23 protein-coding genes and 1 riboswitch are annotated in these 26,934 nt (G+C 46.9%); of the genes, 1 reads left to right on the forward strand and 22 read right to left on the reverse strand.

Annotation, left to right across the window (positions count from 1 at the left end):
- Positions 1-11: 11 nt before the first annotated feature.
- The 3 genes from MMB75_RS14900 to MMB75_RS14910 all read right to left on the reverse strand — a co-directional run bounded on the left by MMB75_RS14900 (position 12) and on the right by MMB75_RS14910 (position 2,202).
- On the reverse strand, positions 12-710 hold the full coding sequence (locus MMB75_RS14900; RefSeq protein ID WP_016821241.1) for a sugar transferase: 699 nt from the start codon (positions 708-710) through the stop codon (positions 12-14).
- A gap of 84 nt (positions 711-794) precedes the next feature.
- Positions 795-1,472, reverse strand: coding sequence for a CpsD/CapB family tyrosine-protein kinase (locus tag MMB75_RS14905; RefSeq protein WP_016821242.1), 678 nt, complete (start codon positions 1,470-1,472; stop codon positions 795-797).
- Positions 1,453-2,202, reverse strand: a complete 750-nt coding sequence (locus MMB75_RS14910; protein ID WP_016821243.1) for a YveK family protein — start codon at positions 2,200-2,202, stop codon at positions 1,453-1,455. The genes MMB75_RS14905 and MMB75_RS14910 overlap by 20 nt, the downstream gene beginning before the upstream one ends.
- Before the next feature lie 328 nt (positions 2,203-2,530).
- Here MMB75_RS14910 and MMB75_RS14915 point away from each other — a divergent pair, with 328 nt between their 5' ends.
- Positions 2,531-2,899, forward strand: coding sequence for a helix-turn-helix domain-containing protein (locus tag MMB75_RS14915; protein WP_016821244.1), 369 nt, complete (start codon positions 2,531-2,533; stop codon positions 2,897-2,899).
- Between the two features lie 547 nt (positions 2,900-3,446).
- On the opposite strand, the gene MMB75_RS14920 is transcribed toward MMB75_RS14915, so the two are convergent.
- The 19 genes from MMB75_RS14920 to MMB75_RS15010 all read right to left on the reverse strand — a co-directional run bounded on the left by MMB75_RS14920 (position 3,447) and on the right by MMB75_RS15010 (position 26,914).
- Positions 3,447-5,741 carry a hypothetical protein gene (locus MMB75_RS14920; RefSeq protein WP_031463068.1) on the reverse strand — a complete coding sequence of 765 codons (2,295 nt, stop codon included), beginning with the start codon at positions 5,739-5,741 and terminating at the stop codon, positions 3,447-3,449.
- A 48-nt stretch (positions 5,742-5,789) separates the two neighbouring features.
- A complete protein-coding gene (locus tag MMB75_RS14925; RefSeq protein WP_031463067.1) occupies positions 5,790-7,391 on the reverse strand; it encodes a glycosyl hydrolase in 1,602 nt (533 codons plus the stop codon).
- Positions 7,392-7,404: 13 nt separating this feature from the next.
- Positions 7,405-7,486: riboswitch (cyclic di-GMP riboswitch) on the reverse strand.
- Positions 7,487-7,641: 155 nt separating this feature from the next.
- Entirely contained in the window at positions 7,642-9,018 is a 1,377-nt protein-coding gene (locus tag MMB75_RS14930; protein WP_016821248.1) for a sugar phosphate nucleotidyltransferase, read from the reverse strand.
- A 671-nt stretch (positions 9,019-9,689) separates the two neighbouring features.
- The gene (locus tag MMB75_RS14935; protein ID WP_016821249.1) at positions 9,690-11,018 is read right to left on the reverse strand and encodes a UDP-glucose dehydrogenase family protein; all 1,329 of its coding nucleotides are present in this window, start codon (positions 11,016-11,018) and stop codon (positions 9,690-9,692) included.
- 5 nt (positions 11,019-11,023) lie between these two features.
- Positions 11,024-12,124 (reverse strand): glycosyltransferase, encoded by a 1,101-nt coding sequence (locus MMB75_RS14940; protein ID WP_058829110.1) that lies wholly within the window; start codon positions 12,122-12,124, stop codon positions 11,024-11,026.
- A gap of 28 nt (positions 12,125-12,152) precedes the next feature.
- Entirely contained in the window at positions 12,153-13,301 is a 1,149-nt protein-coding gene (locus tag MMB75_RS14945) for a glycosyltransferase family 4 protein (protein WP_013369823.1), read from the reverse strand.
- Positions 13,298-14,485, reverse strand: coding sequence for a glycosyltransferase family 4 protein (locus tag MMB75_RS14950; protein ID WP_013369822.1), 1,188 nt, complete (start codon positions 14,483-14,485; stop codon positions 13,298-13,300). Before MMB75_RS14950 ends, MMB75_RS14945 begins: the two co-directional genes overlap by 4 nt.
- Positions 14,472-15,311 (reverse strand): glycosyltransferase family 2 protein, encoded by an 840-nt coding sequence (locus tag MMB75_RS14955; RefSeq protein ID WP_013369821.1) that lies wholly within the window; start codon positions 15,309-15,311, stop codon positions 14,472-14,474. The genes MMB75_RS14950 and MMB75_RS14955 overlap by 14 nt, the downstream gene beginning before the upstream one ends.
- 22 nt (positions 15,312-15,333) lie before the next feature.
- Positions 15,334-16,713, reverse strand: a complete 1,380-nt coding sequence (locus MMB75_RS14960) for a lipopolysaccharide biosynthesis protein (RefSeq protein ID WP_014599533.1) — start codon at positions 16,711-16,713, stop codon at positions 15,334-15,336.
- A 5-nt stretch (positions 16,714-16,718) separates the two neighbouring features.
- Positions 16,719-18,161 carry an O-antigen ligase family protein gene (locus MMB75_RS14965; protein WP_025678650.1) on the reverse strand — a complete coding sequence of 481 codons (1,443 nt, stop codon included), beginning with the start codon at positions 18,159-18,161 and terminating at the stop codon, positions 16,719-16,721.
- Positions 18,162-18,166: 5 nt separating this feature from the next.
- On the reverse strand, positions 18,167-18,937 hold the full coding sequence (locus MMB75_RS14970) for a WecB/TagA/CpsF family glycosyltransferase (RefSeq protein ID WP_277508434.1): 771 nt from the start codon (positions 18,935-18,937) through the stop codon (positions 18,167-18,169).
- A gap of 4 nt (positions 18,938-18,941) precedes the next feature.
- Positions 18,942-20,279 (reverse strand): O-antigen ligase family protein, encoded by a 1,338-nt coding sequence (locus MMB75_RS14975; protein WP_013369817.1) that lies wholly within the window; start codon positions 20,277-20,279, stop codon positions 18,942-18,944.
- A 10-nt stretch (positions 20,280-20,289) separates the two neighbouring features.
- Entirely contained in the window at positions 20,290-21,225 is a 936-nt protein-coding gene (locus MMB75_RS14980; protein WP_017426453.1) for a glycosyltransferase, read from the reverse strand.
- Positions 21,225-21,923: a sugar transferase gene (locus MMB75_RS14985; protein WP_013369815.1), complete on the reverse strand. Its 699-nt coding sequence runs from the start codon at positions 21,921-21,923 to the stop codon at positions 21,225-21,227. The genes MMB75_RS14980 and MMB75_RS14985 overlap by 1 nt, the downstream gene beginning before the upstream one ends.
- Before the next feature lie 16 nt (positions 21,924-21,939).
- Positions 21,940-22,830, reverse strand: a complete 891-nt coding sequence (galU, locus tag MMB75_RS14990) for a UTP--glucose-1-phosphate uridylyltransferase GalU (RefSeq protein WP_025364257.1) — start codon at positions 22,828-22,830, stop codon at positions 21,940-21,942.
- 42 nt (positions 22,831-22,872) lie between these two features.
- Positions 22,873-23,511 carry a CpsD/CapB family tyrosine-protein kinase gene (locus tag MMB75_RS14995; RefSeq protein WP_016821260.1) on the reverse strand — a complete coding sequence of 213 codons (639 nt, stop codon included), beginning with the start codon at positions 23,509-23,511 and terminating at the stop codon, positions 22,873-22,875.
- Positions 23,495-24,238 (reverse strand): YveK family protein, encoded by a 744-nt coding sequence (locus tag MMB75_RS15000; RefSeq protein WP_013369812.1) that lies wholly within the window; start codon positions 24,236-24,238, stop codon positions 23,495-23,497. Before MMB75_RS15000 ends, MMB75_RS14995 begins: the two co-directional genes overlap by 17 nt.
- Before the next feature lie 277 nt (positions 24,239-24,515).
- A complete protein-coding gene (locus tag MMB75_RS15005) occupies positions 24,516-25,160 on the reverse strand; it encodes a response regulator (protein ID WP_013369811.1) in 645 nt (214 codons plus the stop codon).
- Between the two features lie 116 nt (positions 25,161-25,276).
- Positions 25,277-26,914, reverse strand: coding sequence for a sensor histidine kinase (locus MMB75_RS15010; protein WP_017426452.1), 1,638 nt, complete (start codon positions 26,912-26,914; stop codon positions 25,277-25,279).
- Positions 26,915-26,934 lie beyond the last annotated feature (20 nt).

Below are 26,934 nucleotides of genomic sequence, written 5' to 3' on the forward strand. Positions count from 1 at the left end.
TAAAATTGACTTTAATAAGCATCCTTGGAGCCCAGCAGCACACGAAATGTTTTCAGCATGATGATCATATCCGTGCGGAAACTGCGTCTAGATATGTACTCCAAATCCAGTTCTACCATCTGGTCAAAGCTTAGATGATTGCGACCGCTGATCTGCCATAGTCCGGTGCAGCCCGGTGTAACCGTCAGACGCAGCTTATCCCTCATGGTGTAATCATGGACTTCTCTTGGCAATGGGGGTCTGGGTCCTACAAGGCTCATATGCCCACGCAGTACATTGAAGAGTTGCGGTAGTTCGTCGATGCTCGTTCTGCGAAGAAAGCGACCCACACGGGTAATTCGGGGATCGTCCCGCATTTTGAACATCGCACCCTCAATTTCATTTTCCACCAGCAATGCAGACAATCTGGCTTCGGCATCAGACACCATGGAACGAAATTTGATCATGCGAAACGGTCGCTCATGTTTACCGATACGTATTTGATAAAATAATGCACTTCCTTTGGGGTCCTCCAGCTTGATCAACAAAATGACGAGCAGAAATACCGGGCACAGTACGATGATTCCAATAAAAGACAGGATAATGTCCATACTTCGCTTCACGAACGGATATACGCTCCATCCTTGTCGTCGTTCAAGCCCATGAGCGACCGAATATACATCTACTGACGCGCCCAGCACTTTGGCCTCGTTCGAGCGGGAAGAAGACACGTCTCATCACCTCACTCCTTATTTATAAATATTATTTATTCATTGTTAAAAGAATTTTATATACTTTTATTTTCCCCGATTTATTCATGTCAGATTGCGTTCCTCCATACCACGCTCGGCGCGACGCTTCACGTTATTGAGCACTACACCCAGAATGCGCGCCTTAACTCTTTCTAAATTTGCCTTCGCCTTCTTAACGACATCCTTTTTGACCTTCCCTGCCTGTACTACCAAAATGACACCATCACACATGGCACTTACAATGAGGCCATCCGGAAAAGGCAGCAGGGGTGGCGTATCCATCAGAATCACGTCATAATGTTCTTTTAGCTCAACTAGTAGAGCCTTCATTCTACGGGAACTGAGCATCTCGGACGGATTGGGTGGATTCGGTCCAGCTGTGATTGCATGCAGATGATCAATCCCGGTTTCCTGAACCACATCCTGCCATGTCTGTTGATTGGCAAGTACCCGTGTCAGCCCTGTATGATTGCGCAAACCAAACATATGATGCAAGGAGGACCGACGCAGATCCATATCCATAACCAGCACCTTTTTTCCCTCTTGCGCATAGGTTACAGCCAAATTGCTAATCGTGACTGTTCTGCCTTCACCCGCCTGAGCGGACGCCACCATCATCACCTCAATCGGCTCGTCTATAGAAGAAAACTGGATGTTAGTGCGAAGCATGCGGTACTCCTCCGACACGGAAGACTGAGCATGCAAGGATGTAACGAGCTGATTATTGATTAATCGCGGCATATTGTCCCTCACCTACCTGTTTAGGAGTTGTAGTAGAGCTGTCAGAGCGTCTATCTTCTTTTTTCATTTTTGTAATCAGGGATAGGGTAGGCAGACCGAGTTCTTTTTCAATATCCTCCTCATTTTTAAATGTATCATCCAATACCTCCAGCAAAAACGCCAAGCCTATGCCCAGTAATAAAGAAATGGTAAAAGCAATAAAAATTTGTATGGCGGGATTATTGTTCACGGGAACTGCTGGGTCATTCAGACTGGCTTCGCTTAGGATGGTGACATTGTCCATTTTCATGATAGAGGGGATTTGCCGTTTAAATACTTTGGCTACCGCATTGACGGTTTTCACAGCCTTCGTATACGATAAGTCGCGGACTGTAACATCCATGACCTGTGAATCACCTGCGGTGTTTACTCTTAATTTTTGCGCCAAAGCTGACGGAGTAACCTTAAGATCGGGGAAGCTGGCGACCACCTGATCCATAATCGCCGAGGAGATCATAATTTGCTTATAGGAGTTCGTTAGAGCTATATTGGTTTGCACCACACTGTAATCGACGACACCTGCACGGTCCGGTCGTGGCGTCTGATTAATAATGAGCTTGGCGGTAGCTTCATAAACCTGCGGGGTAAAATATACATTTTTTATGCCTACTACAGTACACACCAGCAGTACAATGCTACCAATCAACCACATTCTTTTGCGGATCAAACGGATGTACTCTTTCAACTGCACAAGACCAGTCCTCCCTGCTTGACTTGTTTTCGATGAATAACGCTTGTACTGATCCTCTGCATGACGGGGAAAAGAACGATGCATGACCCTCTAATCTATAGTAAAATGTTGTATAATAGCGCATAGAAGGTCTAGCCAGCGAATAAGCACACAATGCTCAATCATCGTTGGCCTCTTAAGGGTATATAAATGAAGATATAAGTGAAAACTATGAAATAAGGATACGTTATGTAACTTACATAATTAATTTATGATACAAATTGTATCTTGTCAAGCGCAAAATTGCTTTTCTTACCTTTCTTAACCTTGCCTTCAGGAGGAAAAACAGATGAATTATGGAACCCGCATCGCTGAATTACGAGAACATAAGGGATTAAAACAAGAGGAATTAGCGCAATCCCTCGGAATTACGCGGGCGGCTCTTTCTCACTATGAAAAAAATAGACGCAAGCCAGACTTTGAGACCCTGACCAAGCTCGCTGATATTTTCGAGGTAACCATCGATTATTTGGTGGGACGTACGAGCCACCCGACAGCCATATTGGATTCAGATGTGAGGGAATTTGTGGATCAGCTTGAACTGTCAGACGAGGATATCCTGCAACGTTTTAACCTGACGATTGACGGACGCACCTTGTCTGAGGAAGAAGCCAAACGTTTTATCGCGTTTGTTCGAATGGAACGAATGATGGAATAAAGAAAGCGCCGCTGCTTGATGTTTGGCTTAAGTAGGACCAGCAACCGAAAATTACACGCGCTTGTCCTTCTGGCACTTAGTTCTATCAGCGTCGCCCTCCAGCCATTCTGGTGTCGTGATACCACATTGGAGCAAAATGTTCCGGATGTCCAAGTGGATGGCTGCTTTGCCTGCTTTCCGTGCGTTGTCTCGAAGAAGAGGGCCATTCCCCCCTAATTCTGTTTCCTTGTTCATTCAGCACTAACCTCACTTTATTAGTCTTGGTCGCCGGAAAGAAAGAGATTCCCTACAAACCATGTATGTATAGTCATGAACAAAACTATTATATATGAATACATACCTGCAATGTTGTCGTCTTATGACGAGAATATTAAAGGATTTTCTTATTTTTTTCTCCATTATACGTAAAGTATTGGCAATTCAGAACGATTTACAAATAAAAAAGAACCTGTCAGGTCCTATTTTCTCCTGATAGGTTCTTTTTTGCTTTCTTTCGGAATGGTGTTAGATATTCATTAGGTAAGGTCCTACATGCATTCCGGTGTAACTAAGCGACCTCGGCTGCCTGAGAAACCTGAGTACCTCCGGTCGCTCGGACTTTGTAGACGTAATGACTTCCAGCTTTTACAGTGCGGTCCGTATACGTGCTTCCTTCTACTTGCGAGGCAATCACCTGATAGGCACCGTCTGTCCGGTCAGCACGCAGCACATCATAGGAAGATATGCCTTCTGCTTGAAGCCAATTAATCTTTACCACCCCATCCTGAATAGAGGCTGCTTTCACCTCAGTTGGGGCAGAGGCCGTGGTTTGATCTGTACTTTTTAATTCCAAAATATATTGTACCGATTCGCCAGGGCCCAGCTTTTCTTCAAAATCAAGGGCAGGAGAAGCCTTCAGCCCTGATATGGAACGCTGCGCCTGACTGTAGGTGGAACCCGCCCCAAAACGTTCCCCCGTGTACAAGCCAGCTTTCGGCATCGTCACCCGTACACGAACGGTCTGCGTAGTGGATTCGAAGTTCACTAGGTTCACCAGCAATTTGTTCGAGGTAGCGCCGCTACCTGCCAGCGGTTTAAGCTTGGACGTATCCACCGCGCGAACATAGACCATCTTGTCCTTGGTCTCCTCTGGATTCAACATTGTATAAGTCAGCGGTTTACCATGCGTGGCATAGGCTAGACTCAAGCGTCTCATAATCTTAACGCGAGTGTCCTGTCCTTGCCCAAACGGATAGATTTCCGTGTTAGCCGGGTTGTGACTTTGCAGATCAAAACCCGTTTTAAACAGTGTGTAATCCTTATAAAAAGCAGCGTGCTGGATAAACATATCGGCAAACCCGATTTGCGATCGCATAATCCGATCGAATGCAGCTGCTTGTGGCTGACTAGCCCCGTAATCAGGATTGTCTCGATGCGTATCGTTAGTACCGAACTCTGTGTTTAGCATCTTTTTCGCCAGTCCGTTGCTCGAACCACCGAAGGTTTTCAAATTCTGAACGAAGCTGCCCCCGCCCTCTTCATTATACGATTCACCGTAGGCGTGTCCGTTGGTCAGGTCGGTGACTTCCTCTAGCTGTTTACGCTGCGCTGGGTCCCGTTCCCATCCATCCGGATCACCGCATTTTTGCGTACCTCCGGTTTGATTTTTGCACGCCTTGGTAGAGTATGTCGGCCAGTAGGCCCAACCCGGCGCTACGGTTTTGAGATGCGGTGCCAATTGCTTGCCTTCCGTATTCAACCATTTAGCCACAGCCAGGTCTACCGCCTTGGAGCGATTAAACAATCCAGGTTCGTTATCTACTTCATAATATTGAAGGTATGAACCGTATTTTTTTACATAATCACGCAACTTTTGCTTGGCCGTCTCTGGCAGAGTACCATCTTTTTGCAGCTTAATATCACCTGTGTATAGATACAAAGCAGACGATTGCATATTATACTGCTTTAACGTTTGATAGTAATCATCCACGTCTGTGCATGCCTTCCCTACATTACTGGCACAGGTTACCCTCATGACGTTGCCGCTATAAGCAATTCCCAGCCATTTGAGAACGTATGGTAGATGCTTAACTGCACCCTGATCATAATAAAATTCTTTATTATTCACATTCGTACCAGTCATTATATATTTCCCATGTACCGGTTCGGCCGCAGGGGAAGCTAACGTCTCCAAGCTCAAGTCATCCCAAGTCCACCACACATTTTTATCTTCCGCAGAGGAGCAGTATAGGCAGCGCGCTGTCTTTAGCTTGAGTACGTTAACACCGCTTTGCAATTGTTCTTTGGGGATATACAGCTCGTAGTTGTTTTTGAAATTATAGGTACTCCCAGTACCGGATACCCCGGCAATCTGAATGATTCCGGACAGCTGATGATTTGAGAAGACAGCCATCTGCGGCACAGCTTTGCCCGCATCCAAAATCCGAACACGGAATATCATACCATTGGGAGGAACCTGATTCAGCTTATATTGAAGTGTTAGTTCTGGATTTGTGGATGCATTCAAACCGGGAGGAATATCTCCACTGCTGAGCAATACCGGAACTGTTGTACTCTCTGCTTCCGACAACGCCGAAAATGCTGCTTTAGCAGATGATTCGGAAGAAGCTGATGCTGCAGAAATATCGATATTATCCCTACCGACCACTCCTTTAAATTCCGCTGAGGAGTCATCCCTCTGACCCAGCTTCCATACTGGACTGGCCGCCGCTACCTTATCTGTCTGCAATTCTACACTTTTTGAAGGCGTGTATATAAACCAAGCGATCATGGCTAGAACTGCGACCCCTAGTAATCCGGATAATACGACCGTATACCTATGGGTCAACCATTTTTTCATCATATGATACACCCTCTCTCCTCAAAATTTTTGACCGGGAAAGAGTATCTATCAAGGAAGAAACAAAGCGTTTCCGGGAACCACCGCTTTCGCTTCATGCTGACTTTCCCACATCAGACGTGCCATCGCATCGCCTTTTTCATCATAGTATTCCACTTTTAGATCTACCATTTTACCTGCTTCCAAAGCAATACTGCCTTTTCGCTCTGTCCAGCTTTGTTTGAACCAACTATCGATCACTAACTTGCCGTCTACCCATACACGAATACCATCATCGGATATGGTTGTGAACGTATAGGTCTCGCAGTATTGTGGCTTGATTTTACCCGTCCAGCGAACCGAGAACTGGTCGGCATTTACCTTTGGATCAGCAGCAATGGCGCGCCAGTTGTAGTCCAGCTTGCTGTCTGTACGGATCAAAACAGGACTGCCGCTCAAATTCATATTGTTGAAATATTCGCCCCGCAGCCCGTTCACATATACTTCATCAGGAACGGAAGGAGGAGTCGGAGTTGGAGGAGCAATCACTACTGGTGGAGCTGGGAGAGGCTCACTTTGTCCCTCATCCGGTAAGGTCGGTACATCTGTTCCAGGTTGTTGGATGGCCTCCAGCCCATTTTTCACATCATCCCGTGTCAAACTCTTCGCATCGTTCATATAATCCTGTATTTGAGTGGTTGTGTTATTCTCGGTCAGCATCTTGCCCCAAGTCATGGAATACACCCATTTTGGCTGAGCCTGCAACACCTCAGAACTAGGTATCTCACCGTGCTCGCCAATGGCAATCGGCTTATTCCGTGCCAACTCGAGCAGTCCTTCATAATGACTTTGCTTAAAATCATTGTTGTAGATGTCTACTGCCAAAATATCCACTTTGTCATCCCCCGGATATTTTGGGGTATACGGGACAGTGTAAGAATTGGGAGCATTGGGACTCCACACCCACAACAGATTGTTCAATTGATGCGTGTTAACAAAACGGTCGTACATGATATTCCATAGCTGATTGAAATTGTTTTTGTTTCCCCACCAGAACCAGTCACCATTCATTTCGTGGTAAGGTCTCCACAATACCGGAACCCCTGCATCACGAAGCTGCTTTAACGATACAGCGACCTTATCCAGATCGGCAATGAGGAGGTTATACTGCGTAGTGCCTGGCGTGACGTATTTATTGAACTCCGCCTGACTTACTTTGGCCTGCACATTGGCCCAAGTCAGCGGTCTACCCGGCAGCGCTTCATGAAAAGTCATCGTCACAATGCCACCTGCTCTGCTCCAACGAATAGCGCTATCGACGACATTTTTACGTTGTGCTGCTTCTGTAGCGTCAGATTGACCAGAGATGGCTCCCATCTCATAGCCGTGCAGACCCACATACGCCTGGCTGATTTTTTGGACCTTGTTGCTTAATTCATCTGGACTTTCCAAATAATCATGCTGACCAGTGACTGTTTTCTTTCCAGAGATGCTGAGTAAATAATTGTATAGTTCACGGGCCTGAGTACAAGCGTCCGAATTAACAGGTTGTAATGAAGCGGCATTCACCACAGACAGAGAATCACCAAATCCGACGGGAAACAAAGAAAAAATTATAACTACGGGGAGTACATGACGTATCAGTCGATACAGAGGAATAAAATTGAATCTCACTTTTGCTCTTCCTTTCGGTAGCCAGGCTGCCATCCTTACGGGAAGGCCCTTTAGCTTTGCGTACCTGCCTTTCGACAGGGCTGCGTTTATCGTTGGAAGGAGTTTGGATTCCTTCTTAACCTAAGTATCGACTTTTTTTTACCAAAATTTAATAGGTCATGTTCATGAATTTACAGGTTTTCGCCCAATTTCGACAGTTTGGGCTATAAATTTTCATCAAATCTTCTTTATTTCGTTTTTACGAAAACGATTATGAGATAAATTGATGACGGGCAATTTCATTCCAATCCATGCAAAAGCGTACAATATCCTCTTCAACCAACTCAGAGCCAGTCTGCACCTCTATAAAATCCACATCGGTTACAGCCAAAATACTATGCTTGGTTCCTTCAGGGATACGGACTACGTCACCGGCCTTCACTTTGTGCAGCTTCTCATTCAAAATAATTTCCGCTTCGCCGCTAATAATGGTCCAGATTTCGCTTCGTTTGAAGTGAAGCTGGTAGCTGATATTTTTACCTTTGTGTACGCGGATTCGTTTGGTCAGTACCTCATTACCCTCGTCATACTTTACATAGTCTACAACTCGATACTGCCCCCAACGACGTTCTTCATACATTGGACGCTGATCATGAGCCTTGAGCACTTCCTTGATGCGTGGGCTTTCTGCCTTATTGGTCACAAGAATACCATCTGGGCTAGCGGCTACAATCAGATCATTCGTTCCAATGATCGCTACCGGAATGTCCAGCTCATTAATAAGGCTTGTATTAACACAATCCTCCGTTACTACACCTCTGCCCACTTGCTGATTAGACATTTCTTCTGTGAGCGTATTCCAGGTGCCCAAATCCTTCCAAAAACCATCATAGGGAAGAACAACAATGTCTTTTTCCTTCTCGACTACTTCGTAGTCAAAGCTGATTTTTTCCAGAGACGCATATTGCTTTTGCATTTCTTCATAATTCAGCGGCAAACCCTTGGATGCCAGGATATCCAGCAAATAGCTTAATTTGAATGCAAAAACCCCGCAGTTCCATAGAGCATTGCGTTCAATCAGACGCTCCGCCTGCTCCCGGTCGGGTTTCTCTTGAAAATGGCTCACTTCGCGGTAGCCTGTGCTACCTTGAGTGGCATCATTTTTTGGAATAATATAACCGTATTTCTCTGAAGGATAGGAAGGGACAACCCCGATTAATGCAAGCTTGCCTTCACTCTCCTGAAGTGTATGTTCCAGTTGGGCAACGGAAGCAAAGAAAGCATCCTCTACATAAGGATCTACAGGCAATATAGCTATAATTTCATCAGGCGAAACACCCGCAATGGAATATAGATAAGTCGCTGTCAGCGCAATCGCAGGAAAGGTATCTCTGCGTTCCGGCTCAACTATGATGCGCGTATTCGGTCCGACCTGACTCTGGATCATTTCAACCTGCGCTCTCCCTGTCGCAATAAACGAGGATTCGGATAATCCGTTGTCTCCCAATTGTCTCCATACCCGCTGCACCATGGATTCCGAAATCCCTTCCGGGCTCTCCAGTACCTTCAAAAATTGTTTGGAACGGGAATCGTTGGATAACGGCCATAATCTTTTACCGGAACCACCAGACAAAAGTACGAGCTTCATAATTCTCCACTTCCTCTCTATAATGTGTGGGCGATCGGATGAGGCAAGGTTGAGTAGCCCGCTACGGGCTGGATTTGACCTTACGATCGCTGTTGGACTGGGATTCAAATCCATTCCTACGCTACTCAAAAATGCATCATATCGATCATACCTTGTGGTGCAAAAGGAACGACCGGACATTATTAAGTCCGGTCAGCCTGTAAAAAACGTTCGGGAGCTCGGCGTTTGCCTGCCTTGCTTGCAAGCTTCTAGCAATCGACGCTTCGTAACGCCTTACCAAGATTGCCTTCGACAACCGCAATGGCCTCTTTGCTCCGCAGGAGCAGCATAGTGTATCCACATAATAGGCTTGCTCCACAGGGGGCACCGCGGTACAGCGCATGGCGCCTTAATCGGAAGGAGCGGCTTCAACTGTGCCGCTCCTTCCGATACGCCCTTACTACTCCCATCCCCTAAGATGGGAGATTAAAAACCGTGACTCTATGCGGCAAAAGCAGCGAAGCGGTCCATTTGAATCTGGAGAAGCGCTAGCGTTCGCCTTTGCAGTGGGATTCTTACCTTGGAATGTTTTATATAATCCAGAGAATCCCACTGCAACAGCGATCAGAAAATCAAATGGAACGCATAGCGTCTCCCCCACCGCCCACAGTCACTTTTTAATCTGTCACTTTTTAAACTTCCACTTTATCTCTGTTCCATCCACTCATCCGCGGACGACCCACGGAGTAGTATTCCAGTCCAGAGCCTTGAATCTGTTCCTCGGTGAATACGTTACGACCGTCAATCAGAACTGGCTTGTGTAGAATAGAGCCCAGTTGCACGAGATCAACTTCTTTGAACTCTTCCCAATCCGTCAGCAGGCACACAGCGTCGCTTCTTTCGGCGGCTTGCTGCGGGGAGGAGCACCATATAATATTCGGGTGATCCACGCGCTCCTTGAATTTATCCATCGCAATGGGATCATACAGCTTGACAATAGCACCTGCCTGAATGAGCGTTTCTACGATTTCCAGTGCTGGAGCTTCGCGGATGTCATCTGTATTAGGCTTGAAGGCGAGGCCCCAAATGCCAATCGATACGCCGTTTAGCTGACCCAGCGATTCACGCAACTTGGATACAATCATAAAGCGCTGGTCAGTGTTCACCTCGACCACCGATTTTAACAACTTAAATTCATAGTCTACATTACCCGCAATTTGGATGAGCGCATTCGTATCTTTCGGAAAGCAAGAGCCCCCGTATCCGATCCCTGCTTGCAGGAAAGAGGAACCGATCCGTTTGTCCATGCCCATACCTTCAGCCACACAGGTAACGTCCGCGCCAACCTTTTCGCAAATATTAGCAATCTCGTTAATAAACGAAATTTTAGTTGCCAAGAACGCATTGGAGGCATATTTGATCATTTCAGCACTGCGGATATCGGTCACATAGATTTTATCCGTGAATACCTGATGCAGAGTGACCATTGTTTCACGCAAACCTGTATTGTCCAAACCAATAATGATGCGATCTGGATGAAGCGTATCATTGATGGCTGAGCCTTCTCTCAGGAACTCCGGCGCGGATACAATATCAAAAGACAAACTCGTATGTCGAGCCACTACGTCCTTAATCTTTTCGTTCGTTCCGACAGGTACGGTACTCTTGGTCATAATAATCTTGTACCCGTTCATGGCTTTGCCGACATCGGCAGCCGCCTGTTCAATGTAAGACAAATTCGCCTCGCCGTTAGCCAGTGAAGGCGTACCTACCGCTAAAATAACGATATCCGAGCGACGTACCGCATCGGCCAAATCGGAGGTAAACTCCAAACGGCCAGCTTCCAGATTCAACGCGATCAATTCCTCAATACCCGGTTCATAGATCGGAGATTCTGCCCGGTTCAACATGTCGATTTTGTACTGCTCCAGATCGACACAAATCACCTCATTACCTTTTTGCGCAAAACACACACCCGAGACGAGTCCAACGTATCCAGTACCGATTACAGCCAGCTTCATTCCGTTCATCCTCCTTTTAGAAAGTTCACATAGGCTTGTTCTACATACTTTTTCAATTGATCCTTGAAGTTATCTTCATCAAATTTGCGGGCATGGGTAATGATATCGTCCACATTCCATGCATGTTGCTCAACCTTTTCGACGGCCTCCAGCACATCGTCTACTTGATGCTTGCGGAAAAATACGCCGTTCACATGAGGAACAATCGTATCCAGCGCTCCCCCACCCTGAAAAGCGATAACGGGCCGTCCGGCCGCATTCGCCTCCAAAGGCGTAATACCAAAGTCCTCTTCCCCCGGAAAGACAAGTGCCCGGCATTCGGCCATCAGCTTGTTAACCTCTTCGTCTTCAAGCCTGCCGAGGAACTCAATGTTCGGGGCAGCCATGGCTTCGAGTCGTTTACGATCCGGTCCTTCGCCAACGATGCGTAGCTTAAGACCGTTACGTTTGAATGCCTCAATCGCGAGATCAATGCGCTTGTAGGACACCAAACGAGATACGATCAGATAATAGTCACCGATGCTTGTAGCACGTTTAAAACGGGATGTATTGATAGGAGGGAAAATAACATCTGCCTCCCGTTGGTAATAGTGCAGAATTCTCCGCTTAACGACGGAAGAATTGGCGACAAACTGGTCTACGTTGCGAGAAGTTTTGGCATCCCATGTTTTCAGCCTGTTCATGTACAGCTTTAGCATATTTTTGAGCAGGTTGGATTTGGACTGCCGGGCCATATATGTATCGTAATCCCAGGCAAACCGCATCGGTGTGTGACAGTAACAAATGTGAAACGTATGTTTGGGTACCTGGATGCTTTTCATAAATGCGCTGCTAGAGCTTAAAACAATGTCAAAATCCCTAAAATCAAAATCACGGATAGCGATGGGATACAGCGGCAGCACTCCTTTGAAGTTGGCCTTCACTCCTGGGATGTTTTGTAGCCAAGTGGCTCTAATATCCGCATCCTTCAAGTTGCGCGACAGACGCTCGTCGCTGAACACCGTTGTGAAGATGGGAGCCTCCGGATACATATCATGGAATACCTCTACTACCCTTTCCGCTCCGCCCATTTGGATTAAGTAATCATGTGCTATCGCTATTTTCATCTGAATCATCCTTTAACGCGAATGTCGGTCAGACTCCTGCCAACAAACCCTTATAGTAATGAACTATATCCTTAACAGTGTTCTCGATGACAAAATGCTTCTTGACCCGTTCCATCCCTCTCTCACCCATCTGCTGACGTTCCTGTGGATGCTCCAGCATCCAGCGGATGGCTTCTTCCAGCTTGGCAGGGTCTCCCGGTTCAATGAGCAGCCCGGTTTCATTGGGTACCACCGTTTCCTTGGGACCACCTTCGTTTGAAGCGATCACTGGCAAACCTGCAGCCATGCCCTCAATAATGACCTGACCGAATGGCTCCGGTGTAATGGAGGTATGAATTAGCAGATCACAGCGCTGCATCAGACCCTGAATGTCGTCGACGTGTCCCATCAGATTGACGTTGGTCAACCCATATTCGCGCATCGTGGATTCCAATCGTTGTTTATATTCCTCTTCTCCGAACAACGCATCTCCAGCCAGCCAGAATTTCACACGCTGATCTGGTAAAAAAGAACGTGCCGCTTCCAGTAAAATATGTTGTCCTTTCCATTCCGCCAATCTGCCGACCAACACGACGTTAAACGAGTCATCGCCACGCAATTGCGCAGCCGAATCACGAGCCGTAATCGCTTTGGCAAAAGCGGAGTAGACGACGAGCGTCTTTTTGTCCGGGGGTAATTCCAATGCACTCAGCGTGGATTTGGAATTGGCAATCACACCGTTAGGCAAAAAGCGGGACATGAGCCGAATCCCTTTGGCTACAATCGGCTTCAGATACGGCGGACCGATGTGGTCACGGATATGCCATATCAACGGCAGCTTCGCCGATTTGGCGGCTACTGCACCATACAGTGCAGATTTGAGTGAGTTCGTGTGCACACACACGACTTTTTCCTCGCGCAACAATGGTGCGAGTTTCCTGCCGTAAGCCAGCAAGCGAAAAGCTGCTGCAGGCGCACCCAGATTGACGGCATTTCGTCCCCGATTACGAATCGAATCATCTAGTGGAACAATGCGCACATCAATATCACGCTGCCGAAGCCGATCCGCCAAATCGCCCTCCTCCGCCAAAATAACGAGCGGGTCGATATGTTCCCCGATATTCGTCAGTATGTTATACAAAGCAACTTCGCCGCCGCTCCATCTTGCCGTATGGTCAATATAAGCTACTCTCATCATTTCGCCGCCGCCTTTCTGTCAAGGACCTGTCGGAACACCTCTTCTACCTGTTCCGCTACATGTCCCCATGTATATCTGCTCAGGACATGGTCCCGGCATTCCCGTGCATTCGGTAGAAGTTCACGATGATCCAGCACACGCAGCAACCCTGCAGCAATAGCTTCACTGTCCGTCCCCTGGAACAATAGCTCAGGACGGAATCCTCTTAAGATTTCCTTGTTGCCGCCTACAGGAGTGGCCAGCACCGGTAGGCCCGAGGCCATCGCCTCAACTGTGATCAGACCGAAACCCTCTAGTGCCTGTGTTGGCACAACAAACAAGTTCGAGGCTTGATGGTACAGGGGCAGCTCCTCATCCGACACATAACCAAGCAACCTTACATGGTTATGAAGATTGTATTCCGCCACCTTGGAAGCCAATTCCTCCATCAAGGGCCCCTTTCCACCAATCAGCAGCAGATGATCAGGGTGTCGCTCGGTTACTCGCCGCCATGCTTCGAGCAGCTGTAGCAGTCCCATGCGATTAACAAGACGACGAACGGTTAGCACAATCGTCGCATTTTGCGGCAAATTCAGCCGCTTACGTACAGCCTCCTGATCCTCTGCCGGATGAAACCTTTCTACATTCGCCGCACCAGGAATAATATGAATTTTGCTAAGTGGTACTTTATAGTGCTCGTGCAAAATATCCCTAAAAGTCTCGCTTAGCACTATAAATTTATCCGCCAGACCATAAGCTTTCATTTCAATGGATTTGGCCAACGTCGTTTTAAGAAAATGCTTAATTCCCTGTCCTTCAATCTTCATTTCCTCCGTCCACGGTCCGTGGAAGGTGGTAACGACAGGGATTCCTCTTTTTTTCGCCTCCAGTGCCGGTCCGACACTATAGGGAGCAAAATGGGAATACAGCACATCGATCGGTTGCTTGTCGAACAGTTCTGCTGCATATTTTTGCATCAGCTCTCGGCGCTTCCAGATGGATTGCTGCTTGCTACCAATTGAATGAATACGAATACGTTCAGGCGCCTGAGGCTGCTCATCACTACAAATTAGAGCATCCAGCGTATTGCGCTCTAGCGTAAGCTGCTCACAGATGGATTTGAAATATGTGTTGAGACCTCCTGGCTGTAAGGACGGCCAGCTCAACCCCGTTGCTGCGATACGAAATCCGTTATTGTACGACATAGCTGGTTTCTCCTTTCTGCTCGGTCTGTCCGCCATCCACGACTTCTATCTTTTTTCGCCGCTTGGTTAACTCATAATGCTTGAAACAGACGAGAAACTCATACATCACCCAGAAAACGGCTACAGCAAAACCCGCTAACCCCTTGCGGTATAAGCCTTGAACAAAATACTTCTGTACAAAGCGGGCGGGGGGCCTCCACAACAGTCTGGTAATTCGAAAGGATCTTCCTTTGTTAAATGCCGTCTCTGCTTCCAGATCTGTATATTTGTTAAAACGGGTCATATGATCACTGATGCTGCGGAATCCATAGTGCCATAACACGCCCTCCAGATTGATGATCTGAGAAGAGGCTACATCTGGCATTTCATGAACAAGACTATTCGTAATGCCATAAATTCGCCGATTGTACAAACGAACCAAATACTCGCCTTTGTTCATCCATTTGCCGAGAAAATCGCCAATGCGAAATACGGAATAGGCTTTGGCCGGATCGTGGAGCGTTTCCTTTACTTTCAATAAGTCACCAAGCAACTCTGCATCCACTACTTCGTCTGTATCAATCAGGAAAATCCAATCAAATTCCGCTTTATCAACACCAAACATGCGCTGTTTGGCATAACCGGGCCATGGGTTGGAAAACACCCGACAGCCCAATGATTCAGCTACCTGAATCGTATTGTCCTTGCTCCCTCCGTCAATGACGACGATATCGTCCGCAAAGGGCTGGCAGGATTTGATGGCAGCTGTAATTCGAATGCCATCATCCTGAGCGATAATAACTACGGATATCCGGTTGTCCGCGGGAACGCTAGACATGTGGTTCATTAGCGGGTGCCTCCTTCTTTATCTAACCGTTAACTGGCTTTTTCCGGATGTAGTGTGACATCGTTGATCGGAGCCATTGAAAATCTTGTTTGGAAATAACCAGTCTTGGAATTTTCATTTTCAGAACGAACTTAACATTACATAAAATGAAAACGAACCGTAAAATCCCCGAAGACAGCATTGCTATCCCTGCACCCGTCAATCCATATCTCGGCACGAGTATGGACAGCAATGGAATGACGAGCGCCAATCCGACACCCTGTAGAATGGTAACCAGTTTGGGCTTACCCAACGCCATAAATTGTTGTGCCAGCACCATGGTACCTCCACTGATAGCAACCTCAAGCACCAGAAACCGGAATACCGTAAGCGCTTGTTTAAACTCTTGACCATATAACAATGTGAATACGAACGGAGCAACCAGCATTAACATCACCGCAGCCAGAAAGGTTGCCGTTGAAGTCACTCGAAATGCCCGAAATGTTATGGCCACTGCCTCTTCCTTATCCAGCCCGGAGGCTTTGGGAAACAGCACGACAATGATCGAAGTTGAAAATACATTCACCATCCGGGCCAGGCTGACCGCTACCGCATATAAACCGAGATCTGCAGGTCTGAGCAGACCCGCAATCAAAATCTGGTCAATGTAAGTGGAAACCTGCCCCATGAGATCATTCCCGTATGAACCCATACCGTAGGTAAAGAGATTTTTAAATTGCGTCCAGCTGTTCTTCACCTTTGGTTTGTACAGCCGAATCATTCGTATCGTGACACCGATATAGATCGGCAAGCCTGGCAGTAAGTAGGCCAATGCTGAGGTGTACGGATTCATCGTTCCCGTTAGGATCAGAATCGCCAGTCCAAGCAGCGTACTTAGTGGTACCAGATACCGAAATAAATTGTACTGTTTATATTCCGAGCGAACTTGAAGCAATGCATTATTGATCTGTGAAATCGCTATGAGTGGACACATCATCATGGAGCACTGCGCGAAAAGTATGACCGATGAAGAAAAAGAGCGCAGCCAATAAGGAATTAGAAATACTCCGATGAGTGTCGCCATCCCCCCGAACACCGTAGCCAGCAGCAAGGCCAGACCATACAGCTTCCCCGTTTCCTCAGGTTTCCTTTTGGCATTGTAAATCAATGCAGATGGAACACCGAAGCTCATGCAGAAGGCAAGAAATTGGGACCAGTTCACCATCGCTGTCTGTTCCCCGCGTCCAGTAGGACCCAAGAATCGTGCCGTCAGCACACCAGTCAGCATATTCACAACGAGAATCAGCATACTGAATATCATCGTTTTTACTGCTGCAGAGCTGTTATCCTTGCTTTTGGCAAACCGAATCACCGTGGACCATAGTGTCCGGACAGGTGCGGATAATGCTTGTAAGTTTTGCACAGCCTTTACCTTCTTTCCGCGATGACATCTTTTGCCCATAGTCCTATTCCGATCATCATCCAGATCAAATAGCCGCGCATACCGGGGAAACCATTATCCGATATGAGACTGGCTACAGCTCCGGCCCATGTAGCCAACGCCAGTCTGATATAAGGCTGACTGGAATTCCGTTCGGCAATACGGACGAGAAGGCGCTTGATGATAACGAACAGACCACCGAAGAAAAAGAATGCTCCGCAAATACCGAAGGTGAGGAAAATGGCAATATATCCATTATCCATAATCCCAAGTTCACCGAGATCGCCGCCGTTATCAAGCTTGGTTCCGATTCCTACACTCCCGATCCCCTGCCCGACCGGATTGCTAGTAATCGCCGGAAGCATTGTATGCAGTAGATCCAAACGTTCATTGTACGAATGATCCTGTTGAATATCTGTCAACGTCTGCATGCGAGCCACCAAACCTTCTGCCCCTGGAAGTTTTGGAACGATGATGTAGAGAAGAAGGCCGACGATAGCAAGTTGAAACAGAGTCTTCCACTTTCCTTTGGAGGATGAGCTGAGAATGTAAGCCAGCAACATGACGAATGCAATTAGCCAGGCTGAACGTACGAGCGTGACCAAAAGACAAACAACTGTTAGCAGGACTCCAATCCATCCCAAAGTGCCTCGCCACCGTTTCTCCATCAGCATCGGTACAAGTGCCATTGCCAGGAAAATAGCGCATGGGCCGGGCGAGTTCATGGAAGAAAACACTCTGATTTGAAGCGGTTCCGGCATCCCAATGGAATTCATTTCCACATGATTCATCCAAAAAGCATCCCAAGGAGGCACCGTCAAGTACTGAATAATGCCGTATATCGCTACAAGAACAGCAATGTTGGCGTATGAATACAGCAGTCGGTCCAGCTCCTTTGCTTTCATTGGCTTAATCGCAAGATAAGGCAATAGAAGCAATGGAACCACATAATTGGCCAAATCATAAGCAAAAACAATACCATTTTTGAATAACCCGACCACACTTCCGTAGGCCAATTCTATGCCGAAAAATACAGCAATTCGGGTTAATGGCTTTTCCGCCAGATGAATACCCCTCAGCACAGGAATGATCAGCATGCTGCTTACCAGCAGCGGCGCCACGCTCAACAAGGAAACCGAGTGATACGTTCCCTCCAACCAATCTGCAATGCGGCGGATTTCCGGGCCTACTGCCCACACCACCAGTGTGTAAGAAATCAGTAGCCGTGATTGCAAGATCGCCAGCAGGAAGGCCGGAAAAACGATCGCCAGCAATATGGCTCCCTGCTGGCTCGTGGTGGGATTCATCTTGGCGCTGACAAATCCGATGGCGAGTGGCAGCATACAAGCCAGCACCCCCATACCAATCATGCCGATTCCACGCCGACTTCCTAGCCAGAAGGAAATCTGCTGATCTGCCAACCGACTCATGTTTCTCACCCCTGGCCTCCCTTCATCCGCTTCCGCTTGAACATCTCTTTAAACAGCAGAACGAGGAACTGGGAATCCTCAATCAAATATCTTTTCCACAATCGTTTAGGCTCCTGAGACAACCTCCAAAACCATTCAAATCCTGTCTTCTGCATCAGCTCCGGTGCTCTCTTTACATTCCCCGACAGGAAATCAAAGGTCGCTCCCACCCCAATCGAAACTGGAGCGCGGTAAGTCTCATAATATCTGTAAATCCATTTTTCCTGCTTCGGTGCTCCTACACCTACAAAAACGATGTCTGGGCGAGCCTCTTGAAGCAACTGGATAATGTATCTGTTCTCCTCTTCGTTTTTCTCAAAGCCATAAGAAGGAGAATAGCAGCCCACCACATTCATGTTTGGATAGGATTCCTGGAGATTAAGCATAGCCTTCTCAGGAATACCGTCAGCTGCACCCAGAAAAAACAAACGATAGCCTCGATCCTCAAAAGCCTCTCCCAGCCGGGTGAACAAATCGGAGCCTGACACCTTTTGTTTGAGGGGCTTTTTCAGTAACTTAGACGCCCAAATGATAGGCATTCCATCGGCCACTACAGCTCCGGCATCCGAATATACCTTGCGGAATTCATCATCCTTGCGAAGCTTGATCACATGATCGACATTACAGGTCAAAATGTAGGAATGACGCTGATTCTCAATAGAAGTATCTATAAATTCGAGTAGATCATTAAAATCGTAATTATCAAAGTTGACATCGAACATGTTCACTCTGCTCATCGTATCACTTCTCTTTGCGAAAATCGGTTTGAGTAGATGTTTGGTATAATGCATTCAAATACCAGCAAAACGGAATAATCATCTGAACCGTCGACAACGTATTATCTGAAAACGAGTAGATCAAAAAACCTGCAATTAAAGTTGCAAAATAAGGTTTAATAGACTTGGCAAGTGACCGGTAAATAAGAGCGAACACGATCAGTAATGAAAGCATTAATAGCCCGCAACCGATATATCCGGTATCAAAATAAAATCGTATATACTCGTTATGCGGTACAACAAAACCATTGAATAACGTCCCGTCGTTCGCAACCGTTACCGCGCCAAGGCCTCTGCCTGACCAAGGGTAATCATGTACTCTGTTCAAAAAATATTCCCATGCCTCCGAGCGTCCCGATAGGTCAATGCCTGTGTCGGTCTCCCGTTCGAAGGAGCGTTTTTTTAAATTGTTCCATTGTAGGGCCACCGCCCCCAGAGCAACCAAAAACGATCCGGCCAGCGGTAGCAAATAATTGACTTTTCCCTTGAGGTACTGACGGGCAATATCAAACAGATACACAGCAAACATTAATAGCAATGCCAGAATCGGCCCACGTGTACCGGTGGCGATCAGGATTAGAAAGTTCAGGGCCAACACCGTGTAATAAAAGGCAGCTTGCCTAGGTTTGCGCTTTACCTCAATCAGAGAGACAGCAATTCCGAGAAAGGAGAGCATTGCCAAATGCGGCGGTATGTTCGCTCCTTGTACTCTGACTGCGCCCGTAAATTCCACATCCGTAAATGAGTGCAATCCTAAAACCTGTAAGCCTAATCCAATGACCACACTAATAATCGGCAACAGGCTAATCAGTCGAATATGCTTTTCCGCCACATCCTTTTTCCACTGGATCAGTAAAAAAAAGAAGGGCAGTGATAGTCCCACGAACGCCTTGACGGCAATCGAGGTCGTTAACAAAGGCAGCCATGCTGAAAATCCAAATGTAATCCCCAGCATGATCACCAATGCCCAAACTGGATAGCTGAACTTGAGACGAATGCCATACACGAGCATGCAGGGCACTAGCAGAGCCAAAATGCCCAATTTGTACAATGACAATATCTCAATGCCGAACACGCCACCCTGATACAGAGAATCGACCGAGACCGCTGTGCTTAGTAAAACCGCATAGCTAATGCGCTCAGGATGATGGATAGAGACAGCCAACAAAAGCAGTAAGCATACCGCCGCAATACTGACCACAGGTTGATAGGTAGCTGCAATTCCTACAGCAAGAGCGCCTAGTAGAAAAATAAAAACATGCTGTATCGTGTTTATTCTGGAAGTCCAAGGATAGTTACTCATGTTCAATCTTTCACCCCGCAGCTGACTCGCTTTTCCGGTTGCGCAGTGTATCCAGCGTTCCGCGGATATTTTCAAGCCTGCACCGGTTCAACAGCTTCCTGCCCTCAGTACGTGCCAGCAGGGAATCCACCGTGATGTATAACACTTTGGCTGCCACTTTTGCCATCAGCACCGCGTTGCCGCGCAGACCTGCAGCCTGAGCAGCATTAGACATGCCCTGACAATAGTAGCGATTCAAAATCCATTCTCTCGTTAAGCGTGAAGCCGGAACAAAATGTTCTACCGCCATGTGCGGATGATACATAATCGTTCCACCATTTTTACGGATTTGCTCAAATACCCACGATTCTTCACCAGATAGGAGGATATCTCCCTTTCTGCCCAAGTGGAGCGGGAACATGACGGCGGCGAAAGCCGTTTTGCGCATAGCCATATTCGCTCCAAATGGATTCAGGCCCGCTGGATATTCCCGAACGGATTTCCCCAGATCAATAATCGTGTAAGGCAGTTCAAGCGGCCCTGTCAACCAGTTCGGCCGTTCCGTCTCAAACTTAGGATCAATCTTCCCACCCATAGCCGTTAGCTCGGGATTGTTCCCAAAGGCCGACATAATCGTTTGCAGCCATGTAACACACGGAATTGCATCATCATCCAGAAAAGCAATGACGTCTGCTTTTGATAACGTAATGCCAGCATTACGAGCGGCAGACAGTCCTTGTTCGCGCTCATAATGATACCGAAGATGAATATGCTGACCATGCGCAACGGTGAATCTTTTGATCGTCGCTGCTGTATGATCGGTGGATCGGTTATCGACCACAATGATCTCAGCCAGTGCAAGGTCTTCCAGCTTCAGTAGAGACATTAACGTTTTCTCCAGCAGGTCCGCCCGGTTATAGGTGCAAATAACGACGGACACTGCGGGACATCGCTTAAATGCATCCATCAGTAAGCATCCTTGGAGAACAGCATTTTAACGCCTGTTTTCATGATGATTTTCAGATCGAGCCACGTATTGCGAACATGAATATACTTCAAATCCATTTGCACCATTTCTTCGAAGCCTACACTGTTACGTGCGCTCACCTGCCAGTAACCCGTACATCCCGGTGTTACAATCAGGCGCTGCTTGTCATAATCGGAGTATTGCTCAACCTCGCTGGGCAACGGCGGACGCGGACCGACTAAAGTCATGTCTCCAACCAACACATTCCACAGCTGCGGAATCTCATCAATACTCGTCTTGCGCAGAAAACTGCCAATTTTCGTGATCCGAGGATCGTTTTTAATTTTGAACATGGCGCCGCTCACTTCATTCAGCTCCATCAGGTCCTTTTTCAGTTCCTCGGCATTGGACACCATTGAACGGAATTTATACATATCGAATAACTTCTCATTCTTGCCCACCCGAGTTTGCTTGAAAAACACACTTCCCTTTGGGTCTTCGAGCTTAATCAGAATGGCCACCACTGCAAACAATGGAAGCAATACGATTAAGCCCACAAAAGACAGCAGCATATCAAGGAGGCGTTTTGTGACCAGGTAGGACGTTTTATCCTGAATTTGTGTATTTCCGTATGGCATGTAAAACGCTTTACCTGACATGACAGCCTCGCCATCCTCCGGTAAATTTTCCATGCTCATGCTGACGTACCTCCTCTCAACCCGCTGTGGTTGCTTTCTCGGTTTTTTTCAGCCATTCATTCATGGCCTCCATAACCGGATACTTCAAATCATCGCTGGCAAGTGCAAATTCAAGAGTGGTTAAAATATATCCAAGACGTTCACCTACGTCATAACGCGTGCCTTCAAAGTCATAGGCGTACACACGTTCACTCTGATTCAGCTTTTGGATCGCATCCGTCAACTGAATTTCGCCGCCAGCTCCTTTTTCCTGAAGATCAAGATATTTGAAAATTTTCGGCGAGAACACATAGCGACCCATAATAGCCAAATCGGATGGGGCTGTGCCTGGAGCCGGTTTTTCAATAAAATTATTCACTCGGTACAATCGTCCGTCCTGTTGGTCCGGTTCAATGATGCCATACCGGTTCGTGAATTCCTGTGGTACCCGCTGCACACCGATCACAGAGTTTTGTGTTTCCTCATATTGATCCATCAGCTGGCGCAGGCAAGGTTTTTGACCTGTTACGATATCGTCGCCCAGCAGCACACCAAATGGCTCGTCCCCGATAAAGCGTCTTGCGCACCATACCGCATGTCCAAGACCTTTGGGTTCTTTCTGGCGAATGTAATGAATTTCCACGCCTGAAGAACGCTGTACTTCCTCCAGAAGCTTCAGCTTACCGTCCTCGAGCAGTTTGGATTCCAGCTCAAATGCGTTGTCAAAGTGGTCCTCAATGGCACGTTTACCTTTACCCGTAACGATAATGATGTCCTCGATACCAGAAGCAATCGCTTCTTCCACGATATATTGAATCGTAGGCTTATTGATAATCGGGAGCATTTCCTTAGGCATTGCTTTGGTGGCAGGGAGGAAGCGCGTTCCCAATCCTGCTGCTGGAATAATGGCCTTTTTCACTTTTTTCATCATCGCACTCATTCTCCTTGCTTCATCGAATTTTGGTGTTGCTTACTTCACCTGATTCATCACAATTCCAACCAGCGTCGCGCTAGCCTGCTCCATGAGTTGCTTTGTTTTGCGTAGATCTTCCCGTTTGGTCCGGCCATGTTTGGCAACGAGAATCACACCATCCGTCAAGCCTGCAATCAGGCGAGCATCCGTATAATTCAGCGCTGGCGCCGAATCGAGTAATATGATGTCATATTCACGTTTGAGTTCTTCCAACAGCTCTGCCATACGTTCGCTACCGAGCAGATCTGCTGCGTTATACAGACTGTCCCCACCAGGAACAACCGATAGTTCCAGTCCACCATGCCTAACGATAGATTTGGAAGAAGCCCCACCGCGCAAATAAGCCGATAGACCTCCGGTATTCTCCATTCCGAATATCTCGTGCAGCGCTGGTTTATGCAGATTGCAATCCACCAGAGCCACCTTCTTGCCTTCTTGAGCAAAGGAAACTCCGATGTTGGCGATCATTGTTGTTTTCCCCGCTCCGCTTTCCGGCGAGGTTAACAAAAGAACCGTCCCACGGTCCTTTTGCCCGACCACCTGCTGCCGGATGTATGTACGGAGGGATCGAAATGATTCCGAGATATACGATGATGGATTACTTTCTGTAATCAACATGTCATTCAATCGCAGCATATTTACGCTCCCCTACCCGTTCTTTGGAATTTCCGGCCACTCCATCGATGTCCTTCTTGCGAATGACGGGAATCGATGCAATTACCGGAATGCCGATGTCTGCATCCGCTTCTTTTTCCGTGCGCAGCGTGCCGTTAATGCTTTCCAGGAACACAATCGTGCCCAGCGCAATCATCAGCGATACGAGAAAACTAATCGCAATATTCATGAGCGGATTCCCATTAATCGGGTCAGGATTGGCTTGCGGGTCCGCTTCATTTAAAATTTTCACATTATTTAATTCCATCAATCCCGGAACCGTCTGCACGAATTTCTGGGTTACTGCGTTTACAACCGCTGCGGCCTGGGGATAATTCCCTGCCTCAAACGTCAAGCCGATTACCTGACTTTTATCCGAGGATTTAATTTGCAGCTTCTCTGCCAACTTTTGCGACGTCAAATTGAACTCAGGATGAGTCGCTACCACAGCGTCCATAATTTTAGGTGAAGTGAGAATTTGCTTGTAGCTTTCCACCAAATTAAGACTTGTGTTGACGTCATTCAGATTGTTACTCCCCTGCTTGGCGGAAATATGATTAACCAGCAGTTGGCTTGAAGCGGAGTAGACTGGCTTTACGACATTGTCGCTCACAATGTAAGTCGTTACACATGAGAGAATGACAAAAATCGCAATCAGCCACAATCTTTTTTTGATCAGGACTAGATAATCCAAAATGGTTTTCTCCACAAAAATCCTCCCTCCCATACAATTTCTCTTCTTATTTTAAGTATGATCTAATTGTAACAATCCGTTGTATTAACGACATGGAACCGAACGGCACTTTCTCCCTCACTACAGAGGAAGGGGGATGTATACTTTTGGACACGGCATGGTATACTTTTGTACCATACTTTGTCGATTATGGTAAATACACAAGAAAAAATCCTCAAAACCACCAAAGTTGGTGATTTTGAGGATTTCTCTATACCACTCGCATATTGAAACTACTGCGTAGCTTATGGGGTTAGCGCATCATCATATTGGTTGGCTCGTACTTCGCTAGACCAATCGCATTGGCATATAATGCTGCCTGCGTACGATCTGCCAGTCGCAGCTTGGCCAAGATCTGACTGACATGCTTTTTGACGGTGAACTCACTGATAAATAACCGGGATGCTATTTCACGATTGCAAGCCCCTTGTCCCAGCTCGACCAGCACTTCCTTTTCCTTGGGTGTCAGGTCGTCCGTGAGATTGCCAGCATCTTCACGCAGCTTATTTTCGAGAATAGCCGGATCATAATATTTGCGTCCTTTGTTGACAAGATGAATCGCGTAAATTAGTTCCTCAGGCAAAGCCTCCTTAAGCACGTAACCGTCCACAGAGGCTTCCTCCGCTTTCAGAAAATCTTCACGTGTTGCAGAAGAGGTCAGCAAAATAAATTTGCTTCTGAACCCGCGTCCGCGCGCTATCTTGATAATATCCAGACCTGATTCATCAGCTAATTTCAAATCCAGCAGCACCAAATCCGGATCCGTTTCCTCGATCACCGCAAGTGCTTCCTGTTGATTCTGGGCCTCTCCCGCGAACTGAACATTGGGCTGCATGGATATAACCGCAGCGAGTCCTTTCCGTACTAAAGGATGATCATCGACAATGACAATTTTCATGATTCGGCCTCCTGTCTACAGTTCAGGATTTGCATAATCCCTATGTATCCGATTGTTACCGCAGATTTTGTATTGCAGAATGTTCACACATTGTATTCAAGGATTTTGTAAAATCCTCATTCATAAGCATTTACCGGAATGGACAATCGGATCTGTGTTCCCTCTCCGATTCGACTTGAAATATCAAATTCGCCTCCCATCGATTGAGCTAAATATTCCATATTCATCATGCCCAGGCCCCCGCCTGCACTGACCGCCTCACCTCCTGCTACCATTCTCGCCGTCTCAAACCCTACTCCGTCGTCATGAATAGACAGTCTAATCACTTGGGGCGTCAATTTTAACTTCACATCAATTCGCTTGGCCAATCCATGACGGATTGCGTTCCCCGCCGCTTCGGAAATGATGCGGAACAAAGCCTTTTGGTACAAATACGGAAGTGAATAATGATCACCATGGATGTCAAAATCAATTTGTACATGGTTCAGCTTGGAGAGTGTATGCAGATGACTTTTCACCGTCCCCAACCAAGTTGATCCTCCGCTTTTTTTCGAGCTTAGACTATGAATTGCCCCCTTCAGCTCTCTAACCGCTTGGTTGGCCGATTGCTGAATTAATTCAATTTGTTCCTCCACCTGCTCCTTAGGCTGATGGCACCAAGTCTGCCGGAGAGAATGCGTTGCATACACAATACCAAAAAGACTTTGTGAAACATTGTCATGCATTTCATTTGCAATCCGGTTCTGCTCATTCGTCACAATCAACTGATTCTCAATACGCTCCAGCTCATAGCGTTCCAAAAACACAGCACTCAGCTCAGCTAAGAATATCAGTTGTTGCACAAGCCAGCGTCTTCCTGTCAAACTTTGATCCGGTCCCAGCTTAAGGCCAATCGTCGCTACAAAGCGGGTCGTCATCGGTACGGTGATCATGAGAAAGTCGCCCCATTCCGGTAGATGTCTGAAAAATGGTTCGCGCTCTTCCCTGAACTCCTCCCGGTAATTCTCCAGTTCCTCGAATAGCTGTTCCTCTTCCTCTACCGTCCAGCCTGTTTGGCTGCTTGCCGGCGCATCTTCCTCCTGACTATCCAGCCAGAAAAATGCACGGCTCTGCTTGGTTAACTTGACAGTGTAATCCGAGATGACCTGACCTAGATTTAATGCCTCATTATGGCTGGTCGTCTCCATGATGTGGTAAATCGACTTGATATGATCCATCGTCTCATTGGCTTGTTCTTTAGCCACCTTCAGTTCGTCCTTCATGACGCGAATAACCTGCATTGCCATAGTGGTTACGATCAATACCAGAAACAGATTAATGTTCTGCAATATAAGATCCCACAAAAAATATTGACCTGGTGTAAAAAAGATATAACAAAATGTAAGCACCAAACCGATATAAGAAAGTAGGAGCGTCCAGCTGTACCTCATAGATAGATGAGCACAAGCTACCAGCATGGGAGTAATCACATACCATTTGAACGGGCTATTGATCCCTCCGGTCGGGAATAACAGCAAAATGATCCCTGCGGTTTCTAGTGCAATACTGCATTTCAATACCATATCATGAAGTCTGTATTTACGGTAAATCCAAGTAAATGCTGTAACGGATAAAAATAGAAAAACAATCAGTAATAGCTTTTGCCATACCATTAATCTAGATGTTTCGAACAGAAAAACAAGTGATGTTAAAGATAATGATACATAACGGTATAAAAAAATCATTTTGTCTTCTGCTGACTTCTTCAACTTCATCCTGTCACCCTATTCTGTGT

Origin of the sequence: Paenibacillus sp. P2(2022) (assembly GCF_029522175.1) — a bacterium.
Lineage (GTDB): Bacteria > Bacillota > Bacilli > Paenibacillales > Paenibacillaceae > Paenibacillus > Paenibacillus polymyxa.

Excerpts from the sequence above, each read along its gene's own strand:
- MMB75_RS14905 (WP_016821242.1), bottom strand. The coding sequence starts at position 1,472 with ATGCCGCGATTAATCAATAATCAGCTCGTTACATCCTTGCATGCTCAG.
- MMB75_RS14915 (WP_016821244.1), top strand. The coding sequence starts at position 2,531 with ATGAATTATGGAACCCGCATCGCTGAATTACGAGAACATAAGGGATTA.
- MMB75_RS14920 (WP_031463068.1), bottom strand. The coding sequence starts at position 5,741 with ATGATGAAAAAATGGTTGACCCATAGGTATACGGTCGTATTATCCGGA.
- MMB75_RS14930 (WP_016821248.1), bottom strand. The coding sequence starts at position 9,018 with ATGAAGCTCGTACTTTTGTCTGGTGGTTCCGGTAAAAGATTATGGCCG.
- MMB75_RS14935 (WP_016821249.1), bottom strand. The coding sequence starts at position 11,018 with ATGAAGCTGGCTGTAATCGGTACTGGATACGTTGGACTCGTCTCGGGT.
- MMB75_RS14940 (WP_058829110.1), bottom strand. The coding sequence starts at position 12,124 with ATGAAAATAGCGATAGCACATGATTACTTAATCCAAATGGGCGGAGCG.
- MMB75_RS14945 (WP_013369823.1), bottom strand. The coding sequence starts at position 13,301 with ATGATGAGAGTAGCTTATATTGACCATACGGCAAGATGGAGCGGCGGC.
- MMB75_RS14950 (WP_013369822.1), bottom strand. The coding sequence starts at position 14,485 with ATGTCGTACAATAACGGATTTCGTATCGCAGCAACGGGGTTGAGCTGG.
- MMB75_RS14955 (WP_013369821.1), bottom strand. The coding sequence starts at position 15,311 with ATGAACCACATGTCTAGCGTTCCCGCGGACAACCGGATATCCGTAGTT.
- MMB75_RS14965 (WP_025678650.1), bottom strand. The coding sequence starts at position 18,161 with ATGAGTCGGTTGGCAGATCAGCAGATTTCCTTCTGGCTAGGAAGTCGG.
- MMB75_RS14970 (WP_277508434.1), bottom strand. The coding sequence starts at position 18,937 with ATGAGCAGAGTGAACATGTTCGATGTCAACTTTGATAATTACGATTTT.
- MMB75_RS14975 (WP_013369817.1), bottom strand. The coding sequence starts at position 20,279 with ATGAGTAACTATCCTTGGACTTCCAGAATAAACACGATACAGCATGTT.
- MMB75_RS14980 (WP_017426453.1), bottom strand. The coding sequence starts at position 21,225 with ATGGATGCATTTAAGCGATGTCCCGCAGTGTCCGTCGTTATTTGCACC.
- MMB75_RS14985 (WP_013369815.1), bottom strand. The coding sequence starts at position 21,923 with ATGAGCATGGAAAATTTACCGGAGGATGGCGAGGCTGTCATGTCAGGT.
- galU (WP_025364257.1), bottom strand. The coding sequence starts at position 22,830 with ATGAAAAAAGTGAAAAAGGCCATTATTCCAGCAGCAGGATTGGGAACG.
- MMB75_RS14995 (WP_016821260.1), bottom strand. The coding sequence starts at position 23,511 with ATGCTGCGATTGAATGACATGTTGATTACAGAAAGTAATCCATCATCG.
- MMB75_RS15005 (WP_013369811.1), bottom strand. The coding sequence starts at position 25,160 with ATGAAAATTGTCATTGTCGATGATCATCCTTTAGTACGGAAAGGACTC.
- MMB75_RS15010 (WP_017426452.1), bottom strand. The coding sequence starts at position 26,914 with ATGAAGTTGAAGAAGTCAGCAGAAGACAAAATGATTTTTTTATACCGT.